Origin of the sequence: Streptomyces sp. NRRL S-37 (assembly GCF_000721605.1) — a bacterium.
Lineage (GTDB): Bacteria > Actinomycetota > Actinomycetes > Streptomycetales > Streptomycetaceae > Streptomyces.
In genome coordinates this window covers 348,872-365,424 of sequence record NZ_JOIZ01000002.1, presented here as the reverse complement: position 1 = coordinate 365,424, position 16,553 = coordinate 348,872, and the positions used below count along the sequence as shown (strand labels likewise).

The window sequence follows — 16,553 nt, the reverse complement described above, 5'->3', positions numbered from 1 at the left end:
GTGGATCGACAACCAGCAGCGCTACCGCACCGTCACCTCCGGCGGCCACCCCACCCTCCCCAATGCCTTTCCGAAGACCGGGGGCCGGGGGACCGTCGGGGGCGGGTGGGACGTGGAGGGCGTCCAGGACGCGGTGGAGGCGGGCGGCGTCGGTGCGCCACTTGCGGTCGACGACCTCCTCCGGGTAGTCGCCCCAGTGGACCGGTGACCAGTCCGGGCCGGTTTCCGCGGGCCCGCCGTGGAAGAGGCGGGCGGCGAGGAGCGAGGCGGCCTCGTCCACCGTGCCGGGCTGCTCCAGCAGGTCGCAGGCGGGACGCTCACCGAGACGGGAGGCGAAGCCCTCCGCCAGCCGGTCCCGGCGGGACAGCTCGGTCAGCGCCGCCACCACTCCCGCGTTGAGCCGCGAGGGCCAGCGGCCCATCCGCCAGGCCGGCAGCGCGACCCGGGTGAGGAGCCGGTCCCAGCCCGCGTACGCCAGCCCCACCTGCTCCTGGGCGACGATCCGCAGCCCGTGGTCCACGGCCTGCGCACGCTCGGCCGCCGCCGCGGCGACCCCGCGCTCCATCTCGGCGGCATGCCCCCGGCAGCCGCGCAGCAGCAGCCGGGCGACCCGGCCGACGCCGGCGAGCACCCCGTGGACCACCGGCCCCCGGCGGGGCGCCGAGGCCACGGCCACCGCGGCGTCCAGCCCCCGCACGAAGCGCCGGGCGGCCGCTATGTCCGGGTGCGCCGAAGGTCCCGTACCGGCCACGACCGGGGCGAGGACCGCGCGCAGCTCGCCCACCCGCATCCACCACAGGAACGGGGAGCCGATCACCAGCACGGGTGCGGCGGCGGCCCTGCCCCCGGCGGGCCGGCCCGCACCGGCTATGTCGCCGTGCTCCTCGGCGGGCGGGGGGCCGTGGGCCGGGTGGGTGCGGTCCTCCAGCCAGCTGTCGCAGTCCGGGGTGAGCGCTATCGCGGAAGGGGCGGGAACGTCGAGCCGGTCGGCGAGGTCGCGCACCATCCGGTACAGGTCCGGGGCCGCGTCCTCGGCGATCGGGACCGTGGGGCTCATGGCGGGCCGGGCCCGCGCGACGACCAGGGCGACACCGGCGGCGACGAGCAGGACCAGTACCGCGACCGGTGTGAGGAGCCGGCGGGCGAGGTCCCAGCCGCCGCCCGGCAGACGGCCGGTGGACCCGCCGACGAGCAGGATCACGGCGACGGCGGCCGGCAGCAGCGCGACGGCCAGCGCCCGGCTCCGGACGCGCAGTACGGCCAGCGCGTGCGACCGCGCGGACCGCGCTCCCGACTCCGCTCCCGCTCCGCTTCCGCTCATGGCCCGTCCTCACCTCCCTCCCGGCGGTCCTGACGCTGTCCCGGCGTTGCTCACTCCCCCACTGTGGCACCCGTCACTGACATCGCAATGCCGATGGGCCAAGTGCCGGAACGCTTGCGCGGCACCCTAGTTGGGGCCCCCGTCCCCGTCAGCCGGATGGCGCATCGCTCACTCGATGGAATGGCTTTGGGGAAAGGTGGATGACAGATGGCAAGGGTCAGGCCCCGGATCCTGGGACGGATCCGGGGCCTGCGGGGTTCATCGGCGTCGGGACGGGGACCGGCCCGTCCGGCTCACGCCTCCCGCGCCGCCTTCGCCGCGATGTCCGTACGGTGCCGGGAGCCGTCGAGACCGATGCGGGACACCGCGCGGTAGGCGCGGTCGCGGGCCTCGGTGAGGTCCTTGCCGGTCGCCGTGACGGACAGCACGCGCCCGCCCGCGCTGACGACCGCGTCACCGTCCCGCTTCGTCCCCGCGTGCAGCACGTACGCGTGCGGGGCGTCCTGGGCGGCGACCTCGTCCAGGCCCGTGATCGGGTCGCCGGTGCGCGGGGTGCCGGGGTAGTTGTGCGAGGCGACGACCACGGTGACCGCGGCCTCGTCGCTCCACCGCGTCGGCTCCAGGTGGGCGAGGTTGCCGGTGGCGGCGGCCATCAGCAGGCCGCCCAGCGGGGTCTTCAGCCGGGCCAGGACCACCTGGGTCTCGGGGTCGCCGAAACGGGCGTTGAACTCGATCACGCGGACCCCGCGCGAGGTGATCGCCAGACCGGCGTAGAGCAGCCCGGAGAACGGGGTGCCGCGGCGCCGCATCTCGTCGACGGTCGGCTGGAGGACCGTCTCCGTGACCTCGTCGACCAGCTTGGGGTCGGCCCACGGCAGCGGGGAGTACGCCCCCATGCCGCCGGTGTTCGGGCCCTCGTCGCCGTCCAGTGCGCGCTTGAAGTCCTGGGCGGGCTGGAGCGGTACGACCGTCTCGCCGTCGGTGATCGCGAAGAGGGAGACCTCGGGGCCGTCGAGGAACTCCTCGATCACCACCCGCTCACAGGCACCGGCGTGCGCGCGGGCCGCCTCGACGTCGTCGGTGACGACGACGCCCTTGCCGGCCGCGAGCCCGTCGTCCTTGACGACGTACGGGGCGCCGAACGCGTTGAGGGCCGCGTCGACCTCCTCGGGCGTCGTGCAGACGTAGCTGCGGGCGGTGGGCACGCCGGCCGCCGCCATGACGTCCTTCGCGAAGGCCTTGGAGCCCTCGAGCCGCGCGGCTTCCTTGGACGGGCCGAAGACGGGGATGCCCGCGTCGCGCACGGCGTCGGCGACACCGGCGACGAGGGGCGCCTCCGGGCCGACCACCACGAGGTCCGCGCCGAGCCGCGCGGCCAGCGCGGACACGGCCGCGCCGTCGAGGGCGTCGACCTGGTGCAGCTCGGCGACCCCGGCGATGCCGGCGTTGCCGGGGGCGCAGTGCAGCGCGGTGACGTCGGGGTCGAGGGACAGGCTGTGGCACAGGGCGTGTTCGCGGGCGCCGCTGCCGATGACGAGGACCTTCACGGGGTCAGCCTAACGGGAGACGGCGCCTTCTTTTTGTGCGGGCTTCCGAAGGGGTGAGCGGACGCCTTTCGTACGTTCCTCCGAACACCTAGTCGTTCGTGACCTCCTCGACGACCGTCGCGCCCAGCTCGCGGACGAGCAGATCCTTCCCGGAGAGGGCGGACTCGTCCAGGTCGGGGTCGTCGTCCTCGGGAACGTCGTCCTCGGGCGAGACGGGCGGCGGGGCGCTGGCCGGCTGCGCGGGCGCGGCGGCGGGGGCGCTCGCCTGGGGAGCGGAGGGCCGCTGGCCGCCACCGCCGTAGCCTCCGTTGCGGCCACCGGCGGGTGGCCCGGCCGGCGCCATGGCCGGGGCCGGTGCCGCCATGCCCCCGCCACCACCGCCGCCGGACGGGTCGACGACCGCCTCGATCTTCCACTGCACGTTGAACTGCTCGGCCAGCGCCTGCCGCAGTACGTCCTCGCTGCCGCTGCTGAGGAAGTTGTCCCGCGCGCCGGCGTTCACGAAGCCGACCTGGAGGGTCGTGCCGTCGAAGCCGGTCACCTGGGCGTTCTGGCTGAGCAGGATCCAGGTGAAACGACGGCGGTTCTTGACCGTCTCCAGGATGTTCGGCCAGAGCGTGCGGGGATCGAGCCCGCCGCCTCCCGAGAACGCGGGCACGGGTGCCGCCTGGGGGGCGGCGGGCGCGGGCGTGGGCGTGGCCGCGGGGGCGCCGGCCGGGGCCGGGGGCCGGGTCCCGCCCGCCGGGGCGGCGGTGGGCCAGCCGCCCGGCCGGCGGCCGCCGCCGGCGGGGGCGGCGGTGGGCCAGGCGCCGGGGGCACTCGGGGCACTGGGCGCGGGCGGAGCCTCGGACGGCATCGGGGCGGGCGCCGGAGGCTGCTGGACCTGCGGGACGGGGGGAGCGGGCGGCGCCGGGACAGGAGCCGGGCCGGGCCCCCGTACCGCCGCCCGTGCGGCGGCGGGACCGCCCCCCGGCTCGACGAAGCCCTGCCCGGGCGCTCCCCCGTGGGCCTCCGGCCCGGGTACGTACCCCACGCCGGGCATACCCGCGCCGGTACCGCCCGCGGAGAAGTTCACCCCGCGCTCGATCCGGTCCAGCCGGGCCATGACCGAGCGCTCGTCGCCGTAGGCGGCGGGCAGCAGCACGCGCGCGCAGATCAGCTCGAGCTGGAGGCGCGGCGAACCCGCGCCGCGCATCTCGGTGAGCCCCTCGTTGACGAGGTCGGCGGCGCGGCTCAGCTCGGCGGCCCCGAAGGTGCCGGCCTGCGCCTTCATCCGCTCGATCACGTCGGCGGGGGCGTCGATGAGCCCCTTCTCGGCGGCGTCGGGAACGGCGGCGAGGATGACGAGGTCCCGCAGCCGCTCCAGCAGATCGGCGACGAACCTGCGCGGATCGTTACCCCCCTCGATCACCCGGTCGACGACCTCGAAGGCGGCGGCGCCGTCACCGGTCGCGAAGGCCTCGACGACGGAGTCGAGCAGCGAGCTGTCCGTGTACCCCAGCAGGGAGGTGGCCATGGCGTACGTCACACCGTCCGCACCCGCGCCGGCGAGGAGCTGGTCCATGACGGACATCGAGTCACGCACCGACCCGGCGCCGGCCCGCACGACGAGCGGCAGCACGCCCTCCTCGACGGGGATGTCCTCCTTGCCGCACACCTCGCCCAGGTAGTCCCGCAGGGTGCCGGGCGGCACCAGCCGGAACGGGTAGTGGTGCGTACGCGACCGGATGGTCCCGATGACCTTCTCGGGCTCGGTGGTCGCGAAGATGAACTTCAGATGCTCCGGGGGCTCCTCGACGACCTTGAGCAGCGCGTTGAAGCCGGCCGGCGTGACCATGTGGGCCTCGTCGATGATGTAGATCTTGTACCGGCTGGAGGCGGGCCCGAAGAACGCCTTCTCACGCAGGTCACGCGCGTCGTCCACACCACCGTGCGAAGCGGCGTCGATCTCGATGACGTCGATCGACCCCGGCCCGTTGCGCGCGAGGTCCCGGCAGGACTGGCACTCCCCGCACGGCGTCGGGGTCGGGCCCTGCTCGCAGTTCAGGCACCGCGCCAGGATCCGCGCGCTGGTCGTCTTGCCGCACCCGCGCGGGCCGCTGAACAGGTACGCGTGATTGACCCGGTTGTTCCGCAGCGCCTGCTGCAGCGGGTCGGTGACATGCTCCTGCCCGATGACCTCGGCGAAGGACTCCGGGCGGTAGCGGCGGTACAACGCGAGAGACGACACGCATACGAGGTTATAGGCGCCCACCGACAACCGGCTCCGGCGCCGGAAACACAAGCGCCCCCCACGCACCCGCCAGAGCCGACCTACCCTTGCTGCCTTCCGGCCCTGGGGGAGTTCAGTCAGATAGCGCCGCGTGAGGGGCTACGGCAGAGGTTACCCCATGTCGCGGGCGAGGAACGAGTTCGCAAGCACCCCTCTCGGTCATGTAATGTTCCCACCGGAGGATTCGCCTAGAGGCCTAGGGCGCACGCTTGGAAAGCGTGTTGGGGGCAACCCCTCACGAGTTCGAATCTCGTATCCTCCGCACCTTGCCCACCTGGGCAGACGAAGGCTCCGACCGGATCTCGGTCGGAGCCTTCTTCGTTCTGGGAATTGCGGTTCGGGTTGCAGTCCGTGTGGCAGGCGGCACCGGAGGGCCCCGCGGCGGGCCGCCGTCGGCGCTCGGGCATCTCTCGCAGCTCAACCGGGCCGTTCACGGCCCTGGATGCCACCGACTGGTCAACCGGCCCCGCCCCGCTCGGACAAGGACGTACGGGCCGACCTCACATCCCGGGCGTTCGGGTCCTGGGCGCCGACTACACGGCGACGAGGCGCACTCTGTCGCCGCAGAGCTTCGTTATGTCGTCGATGTCCGAGGTGAGCATGACGACCGGGCGGCGCTGCCGCAGCGCCATCTCGGCCACGGCGGCGTCGATGGCGTACTTGTGACCATGCAGCCCGGCGTTGATCAGCATGGCCGAGGCGGCCTTGGCCTCCTCATCGCCGATGTGCACGATCCGCACGCCGGACAGGACCCACGCGAGCTGCGCCCTGTCGGTCCGGCGATGCACCGCTTCGATGATGGTGAGTGCGCTGATGACCACCTCCATGCCCCGATTACGGGCTTCGGCGATGAGAGCGACGACGGGCTCCTGATCATCGACGAACTTCGACAGGCCCTCGCAGTCGAGAACGAGGGCGCCTTCGTGGCTCAGCTTGCGGCGGGCCACTGCCCCTCCTCGGCGAACACCTCGTCGAAGACCCGGCGTGCCCGCTCCTGCTCGTGCTCGGAGATCGGGCCCTGGCGGCGTTCGTAGTCGGCCAGGTACTCATCCAGAATCTGGCCGCGCAGCTCGCGCTCCACCGCTTCGGTGATGAACGCGGAGAACTCGCGCTTGCCGACCCGTCGGCGGATCGCCTCCGCCGTCCCTTCGGGGAGGGAGAGGCTGACCCTGGTGGCCGGCCCTTCGCCGATGCTGTAAGGAATCTCGCCCATGAGGCCCGAGATTATCAAACCAGTAGGAATCCGTACCAGGACGCGGCACACCCCGAACGACGCGGGCCGCCCACCGGTCACGGAGATCCCCTTCCGAGCGCCGTCGTCACCGCATCGAGCAGTCGCGTCTCAGTCCTTGGTGAGCATTTCCCTGGCCGCGTAGTAGGCGTGCAGCGCGGCCTCGCCGCCGGAACCCAGGGCGGTCATGATCCGTTGGAAGCGGGCGGAGCGGAGGTCGCCGGCCACGATGACGCGGGGGTGCTGGTCGGTGGGCGGGCAGTAGCCGTCCGCACCACGGATCAGGTCGCCGGGCGGGACGGTCGGTGCGTTCCCGATGCTGAGGTAGGCGGCATCCGCCGTGACCGTCTGCCGTTCGCCGTCCCTGCCCACCGCTTCCGCTGACACCGTGGTGTCTTCTGCGGGACCGAGTGTCAGGTGTTCGACGGGGAGGAGGGTGACCCGGGGGTCCTCACGGATCTCCTCAGCCTTGTACTCGTCGGCCACCGGGTACGCCACGAGCAGGCGGGTGTCGGTGGCCGGGTGGGCACGCAGGAAGGTGCCGATCGGGCGGTCGCCGCCGAGGACGAGGAGAGTGCGGTCCTGGGCGTCGTCCGCGTCGGCCTGCCAGAGCGGGGGCAGGATCATGTCGTCGGAGGCGGTGATCCAGGCGACGTCGCGGGGCTGGAGGGGGCCGACGCCGGTGGCCACGATGGCGTACGGAGCGGTGAGACGGGCGCCGGTGTCGACCGTGACGGTCACATGGGCGTCGTCGGCGCGGAGTTCGGTGACATACCGGCCCAGCTCGAGGCGGCACAGCTCCGTGCTCTTCAGCTCCATGGTGATGGAGTCGGCGAGCTCAGGGCCGCTCGTGTAGCCACCGAGAACGTTGTTGAGGGCCGGGATGCGATAGAGGGTGCGGCACAGCGTGTCCGGCTCGATCAGGATCGAGCGCATACCGACGCTGGCGGCCATCCGGGCGGCGGCGCAGCCCGCCGGGCCGCCGCCGATGATGATCAGGTCCGTGTCGTGGGTGGCGGGCGAACCGGTACGGAACGGTGTGTCGGCCATGGAGCTATTCCAGCACCGGGGCCCCGGCGTACGCGGTGATCTGTGCGGCGCGCAGCCGCTCGGCAAGCCCACCGGTCTTCATGATGGCCCCCTGGCGCATCAGAACGTGTTGCCTTGAACAGGTCTGCCGCGCGTGGGCCCTCCACCACGCCGACCCCGGCGTCCGGTTGACCGGCCTGACGCCCCTCCACGGCCAGGTCTGACGCGTGCCCTCGTCCTTCCCCGGCCGGCCGTACCCGGGCCGAAGGACGGGTGCCGCGGTCACCTGAAGCCGCGGCACCCGTCAGGAAGCGCGTTCCTCACGTTCAGGGACGCTCCCGCCCTCGCGCCCCGTCAGCGGGTGGCGAGGAGTCCGAGGGTGTCGATCACCCGGTTCGAGAAGCCCCACTCGTTGTCGTACCAGGCGACCACCTTGACGTGCCGGCCGTCGACGCGGGTGAGGGCCGAGTCGAAGATCGACGAGGCCGGGTTGCCCGTGATGTCGGACGACACGAGCGGGTCCTCCGAGTACTCGAGGACGCCGGCGAGCGGTCCCTCCGCCGCGGCGCGGTACGCCGCCAGCACCTCGTCGCGCGTCACGTCGCGGGCGACGGTCGTGTTGAGTTCGACGATCGATCCCACCGGGACCGGCACCCGGATCGAGTCGCCCGACAGCCTGCCGTCGAGGTTCGGCAGAACGAGGCCGATCGCCTTGGCGGCGCCCGTCGTGGTCGGCACGATGTTGACGGCGGCGGCACGGGCGCGGCGGGCGTCGCGGTGCGGACCGTCCTGCAGGTTCTGCTCCTGCGTGTAGGCGTGCACCGTCGTCATGAAGCCGTGCTCGATGCCGGCGAGCTCGTCGAGCACCGCGGCCAGCGGCGCGAGCGCGTTGGTCGTGCACGAGGCGTTCGAGACGATCGTGTGCACGTCCGGGTCGTAGGCGTCGGTGTTGACCCCGAACGCGAGCGTGACGTCGGCGCCGTCCGACGGCGCGCCGACGAGCACCTTCTTCGCGCCGGCGTCGAGGTGGGCACGGGCAGCCTTGGCCGACGTGAAGCGGCCGGTCGCCTCCAGCACGATGTCCACGCCGAGCTCGGCCCAGGGCAGCCGCGCCGGTTCCCGCTCGGCGAGCACCTTGATGCGGCGGCCGTCGACGACGAGGGCGTCCCCGTCGGCGGTCACCGGGCGGCCGAGCCGGCCGGCCGTGGTGTCGTAGGCGAGCAGCCGGGCGAGGGTGACGGGCTCCGTGAGGTCGTTGACGGCGACGACGTCGAGGTCGCTGTCGCGTTCGAGCAGCGCGCGCAGCACATTGCGTCCGATGCGGCCGAATCCGTTGATCGCGATGCGGGTCATGAGTGGTGTCCCTTCGGTCCCTGCGGGTTCGCCACCAGCGTCGCGCGCGGCATCCGGCCGTGACAGCGGCGTGATCGCCACGGTTCAAAAGGATCGCGCCACGCGCCGGCGGGCTACTCGCCCCGGGCGAAGGTGCGCCGGTACTCGCTCGGCGTGGTGCCGAGGATGTGCTGGAAGTGCAGCCGCAGATTCGCGCCGGTGCCGAGCCCGACGTCGGCGGCGATCTGCTCCACGCTCCGCTGCGAGCGCTCCAGCAGCTCACGGGCCAGGTCGACGCGGGCGCGCATGACCCACTGCATCGGCGTGTACCCCGTGTCCTCGACGAAGCGCCGCGACAGCGTGCGCGGCGAGACCCCCGCGTGCCGTGCGAGCACCTCGAGGGTGAGGGGTTCGCCGAGCCGGCGCAGCGCCCACTCGCGGGTGGCGGCGAACCGTTCGCCGAGCGGCTCGGGCACGCTGCGCGGTACGTACTGCGCCTGGCCGCCGCTGCGGTAGGGGGCCGCGACCAGGCGCCGGGCGGCGTGGTTCGACGCGGCCACGCCGAGGTCGCCGCGCAGGATGTGCAGGCACAGGTCGATGCCCGAGGCGGCGCCCGCCGACGTCAGCACGCTGCCCTCGTCGACGAACAGGACGTTTTCGTCGACCCGGACGCGCGGGTGCTTCGCCGCGAGCGCCCGCGTGTAGTGCCAGTGCGTCGTGGCGCGTCTGCCGTCGAGCAGGCCGGTGGCGGCGAGCGCGAAGGCGCCCGTGGAGATGGCGGCGAGCCGCGTGCCCCGGTCGTGGGCCGCGATCAGCGCGTCGACGACGGCTCCCGGCGGGTCGTCGCGGTCCGGGAACCGGTAGCCGGGGATGAAGACGATGTCCGCCCAGGCGAGCGCGTCGAGACCGTGGGCGACGGAGTACGACAGCCCGTCGCCACCGGTCACCAGCCCGGGTGCCGCCCCGCACACACGCACCTCGTACGGCATGCTCGCGCGGGTCGTGAACACCTGCGCGGGAATGCCGACGTCCAGCGGCTTCGCCCCCACGAGCACGAGAACGGCGACACGATGCAGGCGGGAGGACGGCACGGGGACAGGGTACGAGGGAGCGCGGGGCCGGTTCCTTCCGTCCTGACCGCCGATGCGGCCGGCGCGGTCCCGTCCCGTCGTGACCGACGGGTTTCCCTGCCTCACCGATGCCGGCCCGGAGCTGCCGTCGATCCCGGCCCGCCCTCCTGTCGACGCCTGGTGCCATCTGTGTGACGACGAGCGTGCCTTCACCCTCTCCCGCGTCCACGGCGTCATGAACGTCACGGCTTACAGAGAGGTAATGGTTACATTACAGATAGTATCCGCGCCGATACTATCTCGATCGGAAGTCTCTCCATGGTCCGTTCACGACCGGTTCCGGGCCCCTCGTGTCCGGCCCCACCCTGGCCCTGATCATGGCCATGACCGGGCGTGCGGTGTACTGCGACGTTCTCGAAGGCGACGGTGTGGAACTTCTCCGCGGCCGCGTCAGCGGGTGATCTCCACCTGGCGCTCCTCGCTCACCTGGTCCACCTCGGAGACCCGGATCGTCAGTCTCATCGTCCAGGTGCCTTCGAGGGGGAGGGTGAGGTCGCTGGTGGCCCAGTAGCCGCCGCGGTCGGTCAGTTTCGCGTCGATGGGGCCGACGTCCTTCGCCGCGAGGGTGAAGGAGGCGCGGAGTTCCGGGACGAAGGTCAGGGCGCCCTGGGGGCCGAAGACCACCGCCTGGAGGCCGTTCTCGCCCACCCGGCCCGGGTCCATCGTGAGCTGCACCGTGCCCCGGCCGCCGGGCGTGCCCGTGTCGTAGGGGATGGTGAACGCCTCCGCGCCGGGGAGGCCGGCCACCTGTGGCTCGGGTGCCCCGGCCGCCTCCGCCTCCGCGCGGGCGGGAAGGGTGCCGGTCAGCACCGTGGTGACCAGCAGGACGACCGCCGCCACGACGACCTCGGCGAGTACGGAACGGCGCAGGGCACGGCGGTGGCGGTCCTCCGGTCCGTCCGGTCCGTCCGGTCCACCCGGTTCACCTGGCCCGTCCGGTCCGTACGCCGGTGAGGCCGCCGGCCTCGGCTCCGGAGGGGCTCCGGACGCGCCCACCGGTTCCGGTACGCGTTCCTCGACCACCGCCGGCGTGGCCAGGAGGGCCGTCCAGCGGCGGGACAGGGCCGCCGCCGCCAGCAGGAAGAGCGTCGCGGCGAGCTTGACGGTCAGGGTCCGGCCGTACGACGTCTGGGTGAGGGCGGACCAGGAGCCGAGGCCGCGCCAGGACTGGTAGACGCCGGTGACGACGAGGACGGTCACCGAGACGAAGGCCAGGCGGGAGAAGCGCGTGACCACGGCGGCCGGCGGCGGGGTCTTCGCGCGGTGGAGGGTGAGGAGGAGGGCGGTCAGGCCGCCGAGCCAGCACGCCGTCGCCAGCAGGTGGAGCACGGACGACGTCATGGCGAGGGGGACCTGGATGCCGGCGGAGGCGTGTTCGGCCGCCGCCCAGGTCAGGGCCAGGGCGAGGGAGACGGCCGCGCCGGCCGCCAGGCGGACCCGGGGGGCTCGGTGCCTCAGGAGCGGTACGAGAAGCGGCGCCGCCGACAGCAGGGCGAGGCGGGTCAGCAGGGCGATGCCCGGACGGCCGGTGAGGGTGCCGGTGAACGCCGGGAGGTCGAGGGCGGTCGCCGGTGAGGTGCCGTTCTCGTACGGGGCGCGCAGGACGAGCAGGGCGGCCGTGGCCGTCAGCAGGGTCCACCAGCCGGTGAGCAGCGGCAGCCGCAGCGGGGCGGGGTCCGGTGGCCGGCACAGCGCCGCGAACGCCGCCGTGCCGATGAGCAGCGCGGCGGCGATGTACGCGAGGTAGCGGCCGGTGTCGTAGAGGCTCTTGGTGACCGGGTGCTCGGCGTGGTCCGCCGGTGCCGCCGGCGCGGTGGGCGAGGGTGCGCCGATGGAGAAGGTGAGGGCGCCGGAGACCGGGTGGCTGTCGGCGGAGACCACCCGCCAGGCCACCGTGTACGTGCCGTCGGCAAGGCCGCCGGGCAGGTCCGCGCGGGCGGTGTCGGAGGCGCCGTCCGCGTGCCGCGGCTCGCCCAGGTGGACCCGGCGGTTGTCGGGACCGTAGACGCGGAAGGAGTCGTCGAGCAGGCCGACGGACTCCGTGAAGGTCAGGGTGAGCCGGCGGGGCGCGGACTCGACGACGCTTCCGTCCCCGGGGTCGCTGCCGCGGAGGGCGGCGTGGGCGCTCGCCGGGGCCGCGCCGCCGAGGACGAACAGGACCAGCAGGGTGCCCAGCAGCACCAGCCCTTGAAGTCGCCGGGGTCCGCGGCCGTTCGGGGCTCCCTTTCGTCCGCGGCCGTCCGGGGTTCTGCTTCGTCCGCGGCCGTCCGGGGCTCCGCTTCGTCCGTCATCGCCCGTCGCCCCGCTCCGCCGTCGCACCACGTCGTACCCGCCTCCCGGCCGTCCCGCTCCGGGTTACGTACGGATGGCGGGCCCGGTGTGCTCACCAGGTCGGCCGGGCCGTGGCTCCCCCGTCCACCACCAGGTCGTGGCCGGTCACCCAGGACGCGAGCCGGGAGGCGAGGAACACGCAGGCGTCGCCGACGTCCTCCGGGCGGCCGAGCCGGCCCACGGCGGACGCCTGCCGCCAGCGCCGTACGCCCTCGGGCCAGGCGTCGGCCAGGCCCTCCCGGTCGATCAGGCCGGGCGAGACCGTGTTGACGCGCACGCCCCACGGCCCGTACTCCTGGGCCGCCGCGCGGGCGTGCATGACGACCGCCGCCTTGGAGGCGGTGTAGTGGGCGTGGCCGGGCGCCGGGACGCGGGCCTCGACGGAGGCGATGTGGGTGATGGTCCCTCCGGCGTCCCGCATCAGCTCCGCCGCCGCCTGGGTGCAGGCGAAGACGGTGGTGAGGTTGGTGTCCACGACCGCCCGCCACTCGGCCGCCGTCATTCCGGCGAGCTCCCGGACCGGCTGGACGCCGGCGTTGTTGACGAGCGCGGTCAGCCTGCCGCCGAGCCGGTCGGCCGCCTCGGCCACCACGCGGCGGCAGGCGTCCTCGTCGGTGAGGTCGGCCTGGAGGACGACCGCCTCGCCGCCGGACTCCCGGATACGGTCGGCGGTCTCCCGCGCGGAGGCCGTCGCCGTACGGCAGTGCAGCGCGACGGCCGCGCCCTCCTCGGCGAACCGCCGCGCGATGCCCCGGCCGATGCCTCCGCCCGCGCCGGTGATCAGGGCGGCCTGGCCGTCGAGCAGACCTTCTCGGCTCATGGACGGCAGAGTTCCGTGATGAGCGCCGCCCGGTCCGGGTGGCGCGCCGTCAGTTCCGCCGCGTCGCCGTGCTCGTAGCCCTCGTAGGTGAAGCCGGGGGCCATCGTGCAGCCGAACAGCGTCCAGGCGCCGCCGGCCGCCACCCGCGCGCCCATCCAGGTGCCGGCCGGGACGGTGAGCTGGACGTGCTGGCCGCCGAGGACGTCCGGGCCGAGCACGGGGGTGCGGGCGGTGCCGTCGGGGGCGAGGAGGAGCAGGTCGAGCGGGTCGCCGAGGTGGAAGTGCCAGATCTCGTCGGCGGGGAGGCGGTGCATCGCGGAGAAGTCGCCGGGGGCACCGGTGAGCAGGGCGATGATGGCGGTGCCCTCGGGGCGGCCGTCGGGGCGTGCGGGACCGGCCCAGGTCTGCCGGAACCGGCCGCCCTCGCGGGGGATCGGCTCCAGTTCGTAGTGGGCGACGAGGTCGTCGGGGGTCACCCGCCGAAGGCTACCTCGCGGGTGAGGAAGGCGAGTTGTGCCTTCTTCTCGGGCAGGTACACGTCCGGGAGGTCGATCTCCGGAAGGACGACCACGGGACCGGCGGTGAAACCCTGCCGGAGGAAGCGGGCGACGGCCTTCTCGTTGGCCACGTCCGGGTCGACCACGATGCGCTCGCGGCCGAGGCCGAGCAGGACGTACGCGGCCAGGACGCCCGTCAGGGCGGCGGTCCAGCCTGGGCGCGGACTCCCGGTTCCGGCGGGGGCGAGCAGCAGGTGGATGCCGATGTCGCCGGGTTCGACGGGGTAGCAGTCGCCCACGCGGTCGGCCTCCGGTTCGTACGTCTGGAGCAGCGCGGCGGGTTCGCCGTCCTTGAGGACGAGGTACGCGTGGTGGGTGTCGAGGGTGTCCAGGTGGGCGTAGATCTCGGCGACCCGCTGGACGGTGAGGCCGTTCATGCCCCAGAAGACGGCGCGTTCCTCGCTCACCCAGCGGTGCAGGAGGGGCGCGTCGGCGGCCGGGTCCAGCGGCAGGACGCGTACGGTGCCGAAGCCGTCGACCTCCTGCTCGTGGACGGCCGTGCGGGAGGCGTACGGGTCAGACATCGGTCTCCTTCTTCAGCCGTGCCCAGTCGGTGAGGACCGGGGTCAGGTCTCCGGCGAGCCACAGGGGCTGCTGGTCGCGGTGGTGGGGTGAGCCGGGTACGCCGGACGCGCCCAGCGGCACCACCCAGCGGCTGTTCTCCCGGTCGGCCAGGTCCCAGACGTAGCGGGCGGCCGGGCCGCGCGCGGCGAGGTCGGTGAGACCGGGCACGGGGGAGGTGCACAGCACGCAGTCGTGGTCGCCGGAGAGGCCGGGTTCGTCGTACGGCGTCGTCGGCGGCAGCGCCCGCCAGGGGGCCAGGCGGTGGGTGTCGCCCCAGGTGCCGGCGGGCGGCCGGGCGGCCACCTCCTCCAGCGCCGCGCGGACCACCGCCGGGCGGTCGACGCCGAACAGTTCCTCGGCGGAGAGGAGGTGTTCGAGGGCGTGGCCGACGCGGGGGACGAGGGCGAGCCAGGGGCGGAAGACCTCGGGGTACGGGGGTGGCACGGCGGCCGCGGCGAAGGCGGGGTGCGCGGCGAGCCGCCGTACGACGGCGCCCCGTACGGCCGCGAAGAGCGCCGCGTCGGCGCTGTCCGCGTCCATGTGACGGTCCCAGCGGAGGAGACGGTCACGCAGGGCGGCGGCGGGGGCGGAGAGGGGGCCGCTCGGGGCCGGGTCGCCGGGCGTGGTGGCGGGGGCGTTCACGTTCGGGGCGTCGCTCCCGGCACCGGGGCCGCCCGGGCTACCCGGGCCGTCGGCCGCGGCCGCGGCAGGGGCAGGGGCGGTGGGGCCGTCGAGGGTGGCGAGGAGGTCCAGCAGAGGGGTGGCGGAGGCGAGGTGGGTGTCCATGTGGAGGGCGGACATGTCGGCCGCGGACCAGCGGGTCCGCCGGGCCAGCAGGGCGGTGATGCGGTCGGCGCGGTGCGGCGGGGCGAACTCGACGCCCAGCGGGGCCGCCGGACCGCGCTGGTTCGCCATGACCGCGACACCGTCGGTCAGTCCGGCGCGCGGCGGCTCGTGCCAGCCCCGCCACTCGTGACCCGGTTCCCACGCGGGCACCAAGCGGGTCCCGTTCGCCGCGGAGCGGACCGGGACCCGGCCGGCCACCCGGTGCAGGGTGCCGCCCTCGGTGTCGGCGGCCATGACCACGTTGACCGGCTCGGCCCACCGGTCGACGGCCCGGTCCACGTCGGCGGTCCGGCGGGCCCGCAGCAGCGGCAGCAGGGCGCCGAAGCCGAGGTCGCCGGTGACGCGGGGCGGGTAGCGCAGGGCGACGGCGAGCGGGGGCTCGCCGGGCTCGGGCACGCCGTCGTCGAGGCCCTCGGGGCCGCCGATGACGACGGGGCCGCGGTCGGTCTCGACGACCTCGACCTCGACCGGTTCCTCGCCCGCCACCTCGACGGTCTCGGTGTGCCGGGCGGCACGGTGCCACGCCCCGTCCGGGCCGAGCGCCTCCACCCCGGCGCCGGTGCGCCGCAGCCGCTCGCGGTAGAGGTCCTGGTAGTCGGCCATGGCGTTGGTGATGGCCCAGGCGACCGTGCCGGTGTGGCCGAAGTGGGCGATGCCGGGGACGCCGGGCACGGCGAGGCCGACGACGTCGAACTCCGGGCAGGACAGGCGGATCTGCTGGTAGACGCCGGGGTCCTCGATGAAGCGGTGCGGATCCCCGGCGATGACCGCGTGCCCGGTGACCGTACGGTCACCGGCGACCAGCCAGCCGTTGCTGCCGGCGGTGCCGGGACCGTCGGAGGCGAACAGGCCCACGGCGTCCGCGCCGAGGCGGGCGGTGATGTGCGCCCGCCAGAGCTTGGCGGGGAAGCCGGCGAACAGGATGTGGGTGGAGAGCCAGACCGCGAGCGGGGTCCAGGGCTCCCAGCGACCGGGCCGAAGGCCCGCACGGGCGAACTCGGGGGCGGCCCCGGACACCGGCCCCCCGGCAGGGCGGCCCGCCGAGCCGCTCCCGCTCGCGGCGGAACCGCTGCCCGCCTCCCGCGCCCCGGCGGACACGGCCCCGGACACCGGACCCCCGCCACCGCCCTGCCCGACCGGACCCTTGGCAGGGCTGCCCGTCGAAACGCTCCCGCTCGCGGTGGAGCCGGCGGCCGGCGGGCCGGAGTCCCCGCCCGGCGCGGACGCCGGGCCGGAGTCCGTCCTACCGGTGGATGCCAGGCCGTCGTTCACGCCGGACACGTACGCCCGTACCCACTCCGCCGTCTCCGGGTCCGTCCGCCGCAGTTCGGTCCAGCAGCGGCGGGCCGTGTCGGCCAGACGGGCGCGGCGGGCGAAACGGTCCCAGGGGAGCGCCTCGGGGCCGAGGAACGAGGCCGAGGTGCCCTGCGCGCGGTGCCGTTCGACCTCGAGCTGCCAGGCCCGGTCGAGGGCGGTGACCCGGCCCTGGGCGTACGCGAGTCCGTTCGCACTCCCCGCGCGCAGATGGGGGATGCCCCAGGGGTCCCGGAAGATCTCGCCACCCACTGTGCCC

At 74.3% G+C, this 16,553-nt stretch carries 13 protein-coding genes, 1 tRNA gene and 1 other RNA gene; 1 reads left to right on the top strand and 14 read right to left on the bottom strand.

Features of this window, described 5'->3' with window-relative positions:
- From IH50_RS0104220 to ffs, 4 genes are all read right to left on the bottom strand, one after another.
- Positions 1 to 1,321: hypothetical protein (locus IH50_RS0104220; RefSeq protein WP_078913837.1), on the bottom strand; the 1,321-nt coding region annotated here is incomplete at its 3' end.
- 293 nt (positions 1,322 to 1,614) lie between these two features.
- The gene (gene purD, locus IH50_RS0104215; protein WP_030857330.1) at positions 1,615 to 2,868 is read right to left on the bottom strand and encodes a phosphoribosylamine--glycine ligase; all 1,254 of its coding nucleotides are present in this window, start codon (positions 2,866 to 2,868) and stop codon (positions 1,615 to 1,617) included.
- An 88-nt stretch (positions 2,869 to 2,956) separates the two neighbouring features.
- Positions 2,957 to 5,098 carry a DNA polymerase III subunit gamma and tau gene (locus IH50_RS0104210; protein WP_030857328.1) on the bottom strand — a complete coding sequence of 714 codons (2,142 nt, stop codon included), beginning with the start codon at positions 5,096 to 5,098 and terminating at the stop codon, positions 2,957 to 2,959.
- 47 nt (positions 5,099 to 5,145) lie between these two features.
- An RNA gene (gene ffs / locus IH50_RS39105) (signal recognition particle sRNA small type) lies at positions 5,146 to 5,244 on the bottom strand.
- Between the two features lie 73 nt (positions 5,245 to 5,317).
- On the opposite strand from ffs, the gene IH50_RS0104205 reads away from it, so the two are divergent.
- Positions 5,318 to 5,402 (top strand) — tRNA-Ser (locus IH50_RS0104205).
- Between the two features lie 271 nt (positions 5,403 to 5,673).
- Here IH50_RS0104205 and IH50_RS0104200 read toward each other — a convergent pair.
- From IH50_RS0104200 to IH50_RS41935, 10 genes are all read right to left on the bottom strand, one after another.
- A complete protein-coding gene (locus IH50_RS0104200) occupies positions 5,674 to 6,087 on the bottom strand; it encodes a hypothetical protein (RefSeq protein ID WP_030857326.1) in 414 nt (137 codons plus the stop codon).
- On the bottom strand, positions 6,069 to 6,353 hold the full coding sequence (locus IH50_RS0104195) for a hypothetical protein (RefSeq protein WP_030857324.1): 285 nt from the start codon (positions 6,351 to 6,353) through the stop codon (positions 6,069 to 6,071). Before IH50_RS0104195 ends, IH50_RS0104200 begins: the two co-directional genes overlap by 19 nt.
- 129 nt (positions 6,354 to 6,482) lie before the next feature.
- The gene (locus IH50_RS0104190; RefSeq protein WP_030857322.1) at positions 6,483 to 7,421 is read right to left on the bottom strand and encodes an FAD-dependent oxidoreductase; all 939 of its coding nucleotides are present in this window, start codon (positions 7,419 to 7,421) and stop codon (positions 6,483 to 6,485) included.
- Positions 7,422 to 7,754: 333 nt separating this feature from the next.
- Positions 7,755 to 8,753, bottom strand: coding sequence for a type I glyceraldehyde-3-phosphate dehydrogenase (gene gap / locus IH50_RS0104180; RefSeq protein ID WP_030857318.1), 999 nt, complete (start codon positions 8,751 to 8,753; stop codon positions 7,755 to 7,757).
- Between the two features lie 113 nt (positions 8,754 to 8,866).
- Positions 8,867 to 9,823, bottom strand: coding sequence for a GlxA family transcriptional regulator (locus IH50_RS0104175; protein ID WP_030857316.1), 957 nt, complete (start codon positions 9,821 to 9,823; stop codon positions 8,867 to 8,869).
- A gap of 429 nt (positions 9,824 to 10,252) precedes the next feature.
- Positions 10,253 to 12,043, bottom strand: a complete 1,791-nt coding sequence (locus IH50_RS0104165; RefSeq protein ID WP_030857314.1) for a copper resistance CopC/CopD family protein — start codon at positions 12,041 to 12,043, stop codon at positions 10,253 to 10,255.
- A gap of 202 nt (positions 12,044 to 12,245) precedes the next feature.
- Entirely contained in the window at positions 12,246 to 13,013 is a 768-nt protein-coding gene (locus tag IH50_RS0104160; protein WP_030857312.1) for an SDR family NAD(P)-dependent oxidoreductase, read from the bottom strand.
- Positions 13,010 to 13,489 carry a cupin domain-containing protein gene (locus IH50_RS0104155; protein WP_030857310.1) on the bottom strand — a complete coding sequence of 160 codons (480 nt, stop codon included), beginning with the start codon at positions 13,487 to 13,489 and terminating at the stop codon, positions 13,010 to 13,012. The genes IH50_RS0104160 and IH50_RS0104155 overlap by 4 nt, the downstream gene beginning before the upstream one ends.
- Positions 13,486 to 14,094 carry a GNAT family N-acetyltransferase gene (locus tag IH50_RS0104150; RefSeq protein WP_030857308.1) on the bottom strand — a complete coding sequence of 203 codons (609 nt, stop codon included), beginning with the start codon at positions 14,092 to 14,094 and terminating at the stop codon, positions 13,486 to 13,488. Before IH50_RS0104150 ends, IH50_RS0104155 begins: the two co-directional genes overlap by 4 nt.
- A complete protein-coding gene (locus IH50_RS41935) occupies positions 14,087 to 16,546 on the bottom strand; it encodes a penicillin acylase family protein (RefSeq protein WP_199822038.1) in 2,460 nt (819 codons plus the stop codon). Before IH50_RS41935 ends, IH50_RS0104150 begins: the two co-directional genes overlap by 8 nt.
- Positions 16,547 to 16,553 lie beyond the last annotated feature (7 nt).

Coding starts and splice junctions, on each gene's coding strand:
- IH50_RS0104195 (WP_030857324.1), bottom strand. CDS start 6,353: ATGGGCGAGATTCCTTACAGCATCGGCGAAGGGCCGGCCACCAGGGTC.
- IH50_RS0104190 (WP_030857322.1), bottom strand. CDS start 7,421: ATGGCCGACACACCGTTCCGTACCGGTTCGCCCGCCACCCACGACACG.
- gap (WP_030857318.1), bottom strand. CDS start 8,753: ATGACCCGCATCGCGATCAACGGATTCGGCCGCATCGGACGCAATGTG.
- IH50_RS0104160 (WP_030857312.1), bottom strand. CDS start 13,013: ATGAGCCGAGAAGGTCTGCTCGACGGCCAGGCCGCCCTGATCACCGGC.
- IH50_RS0104150 (WP_030857308.1), bottom strand. CDS start 14,094: ATGTCTGACCCGTACGCCTCCCGCACGGCCGTCCACGAGCAGGAGGTC.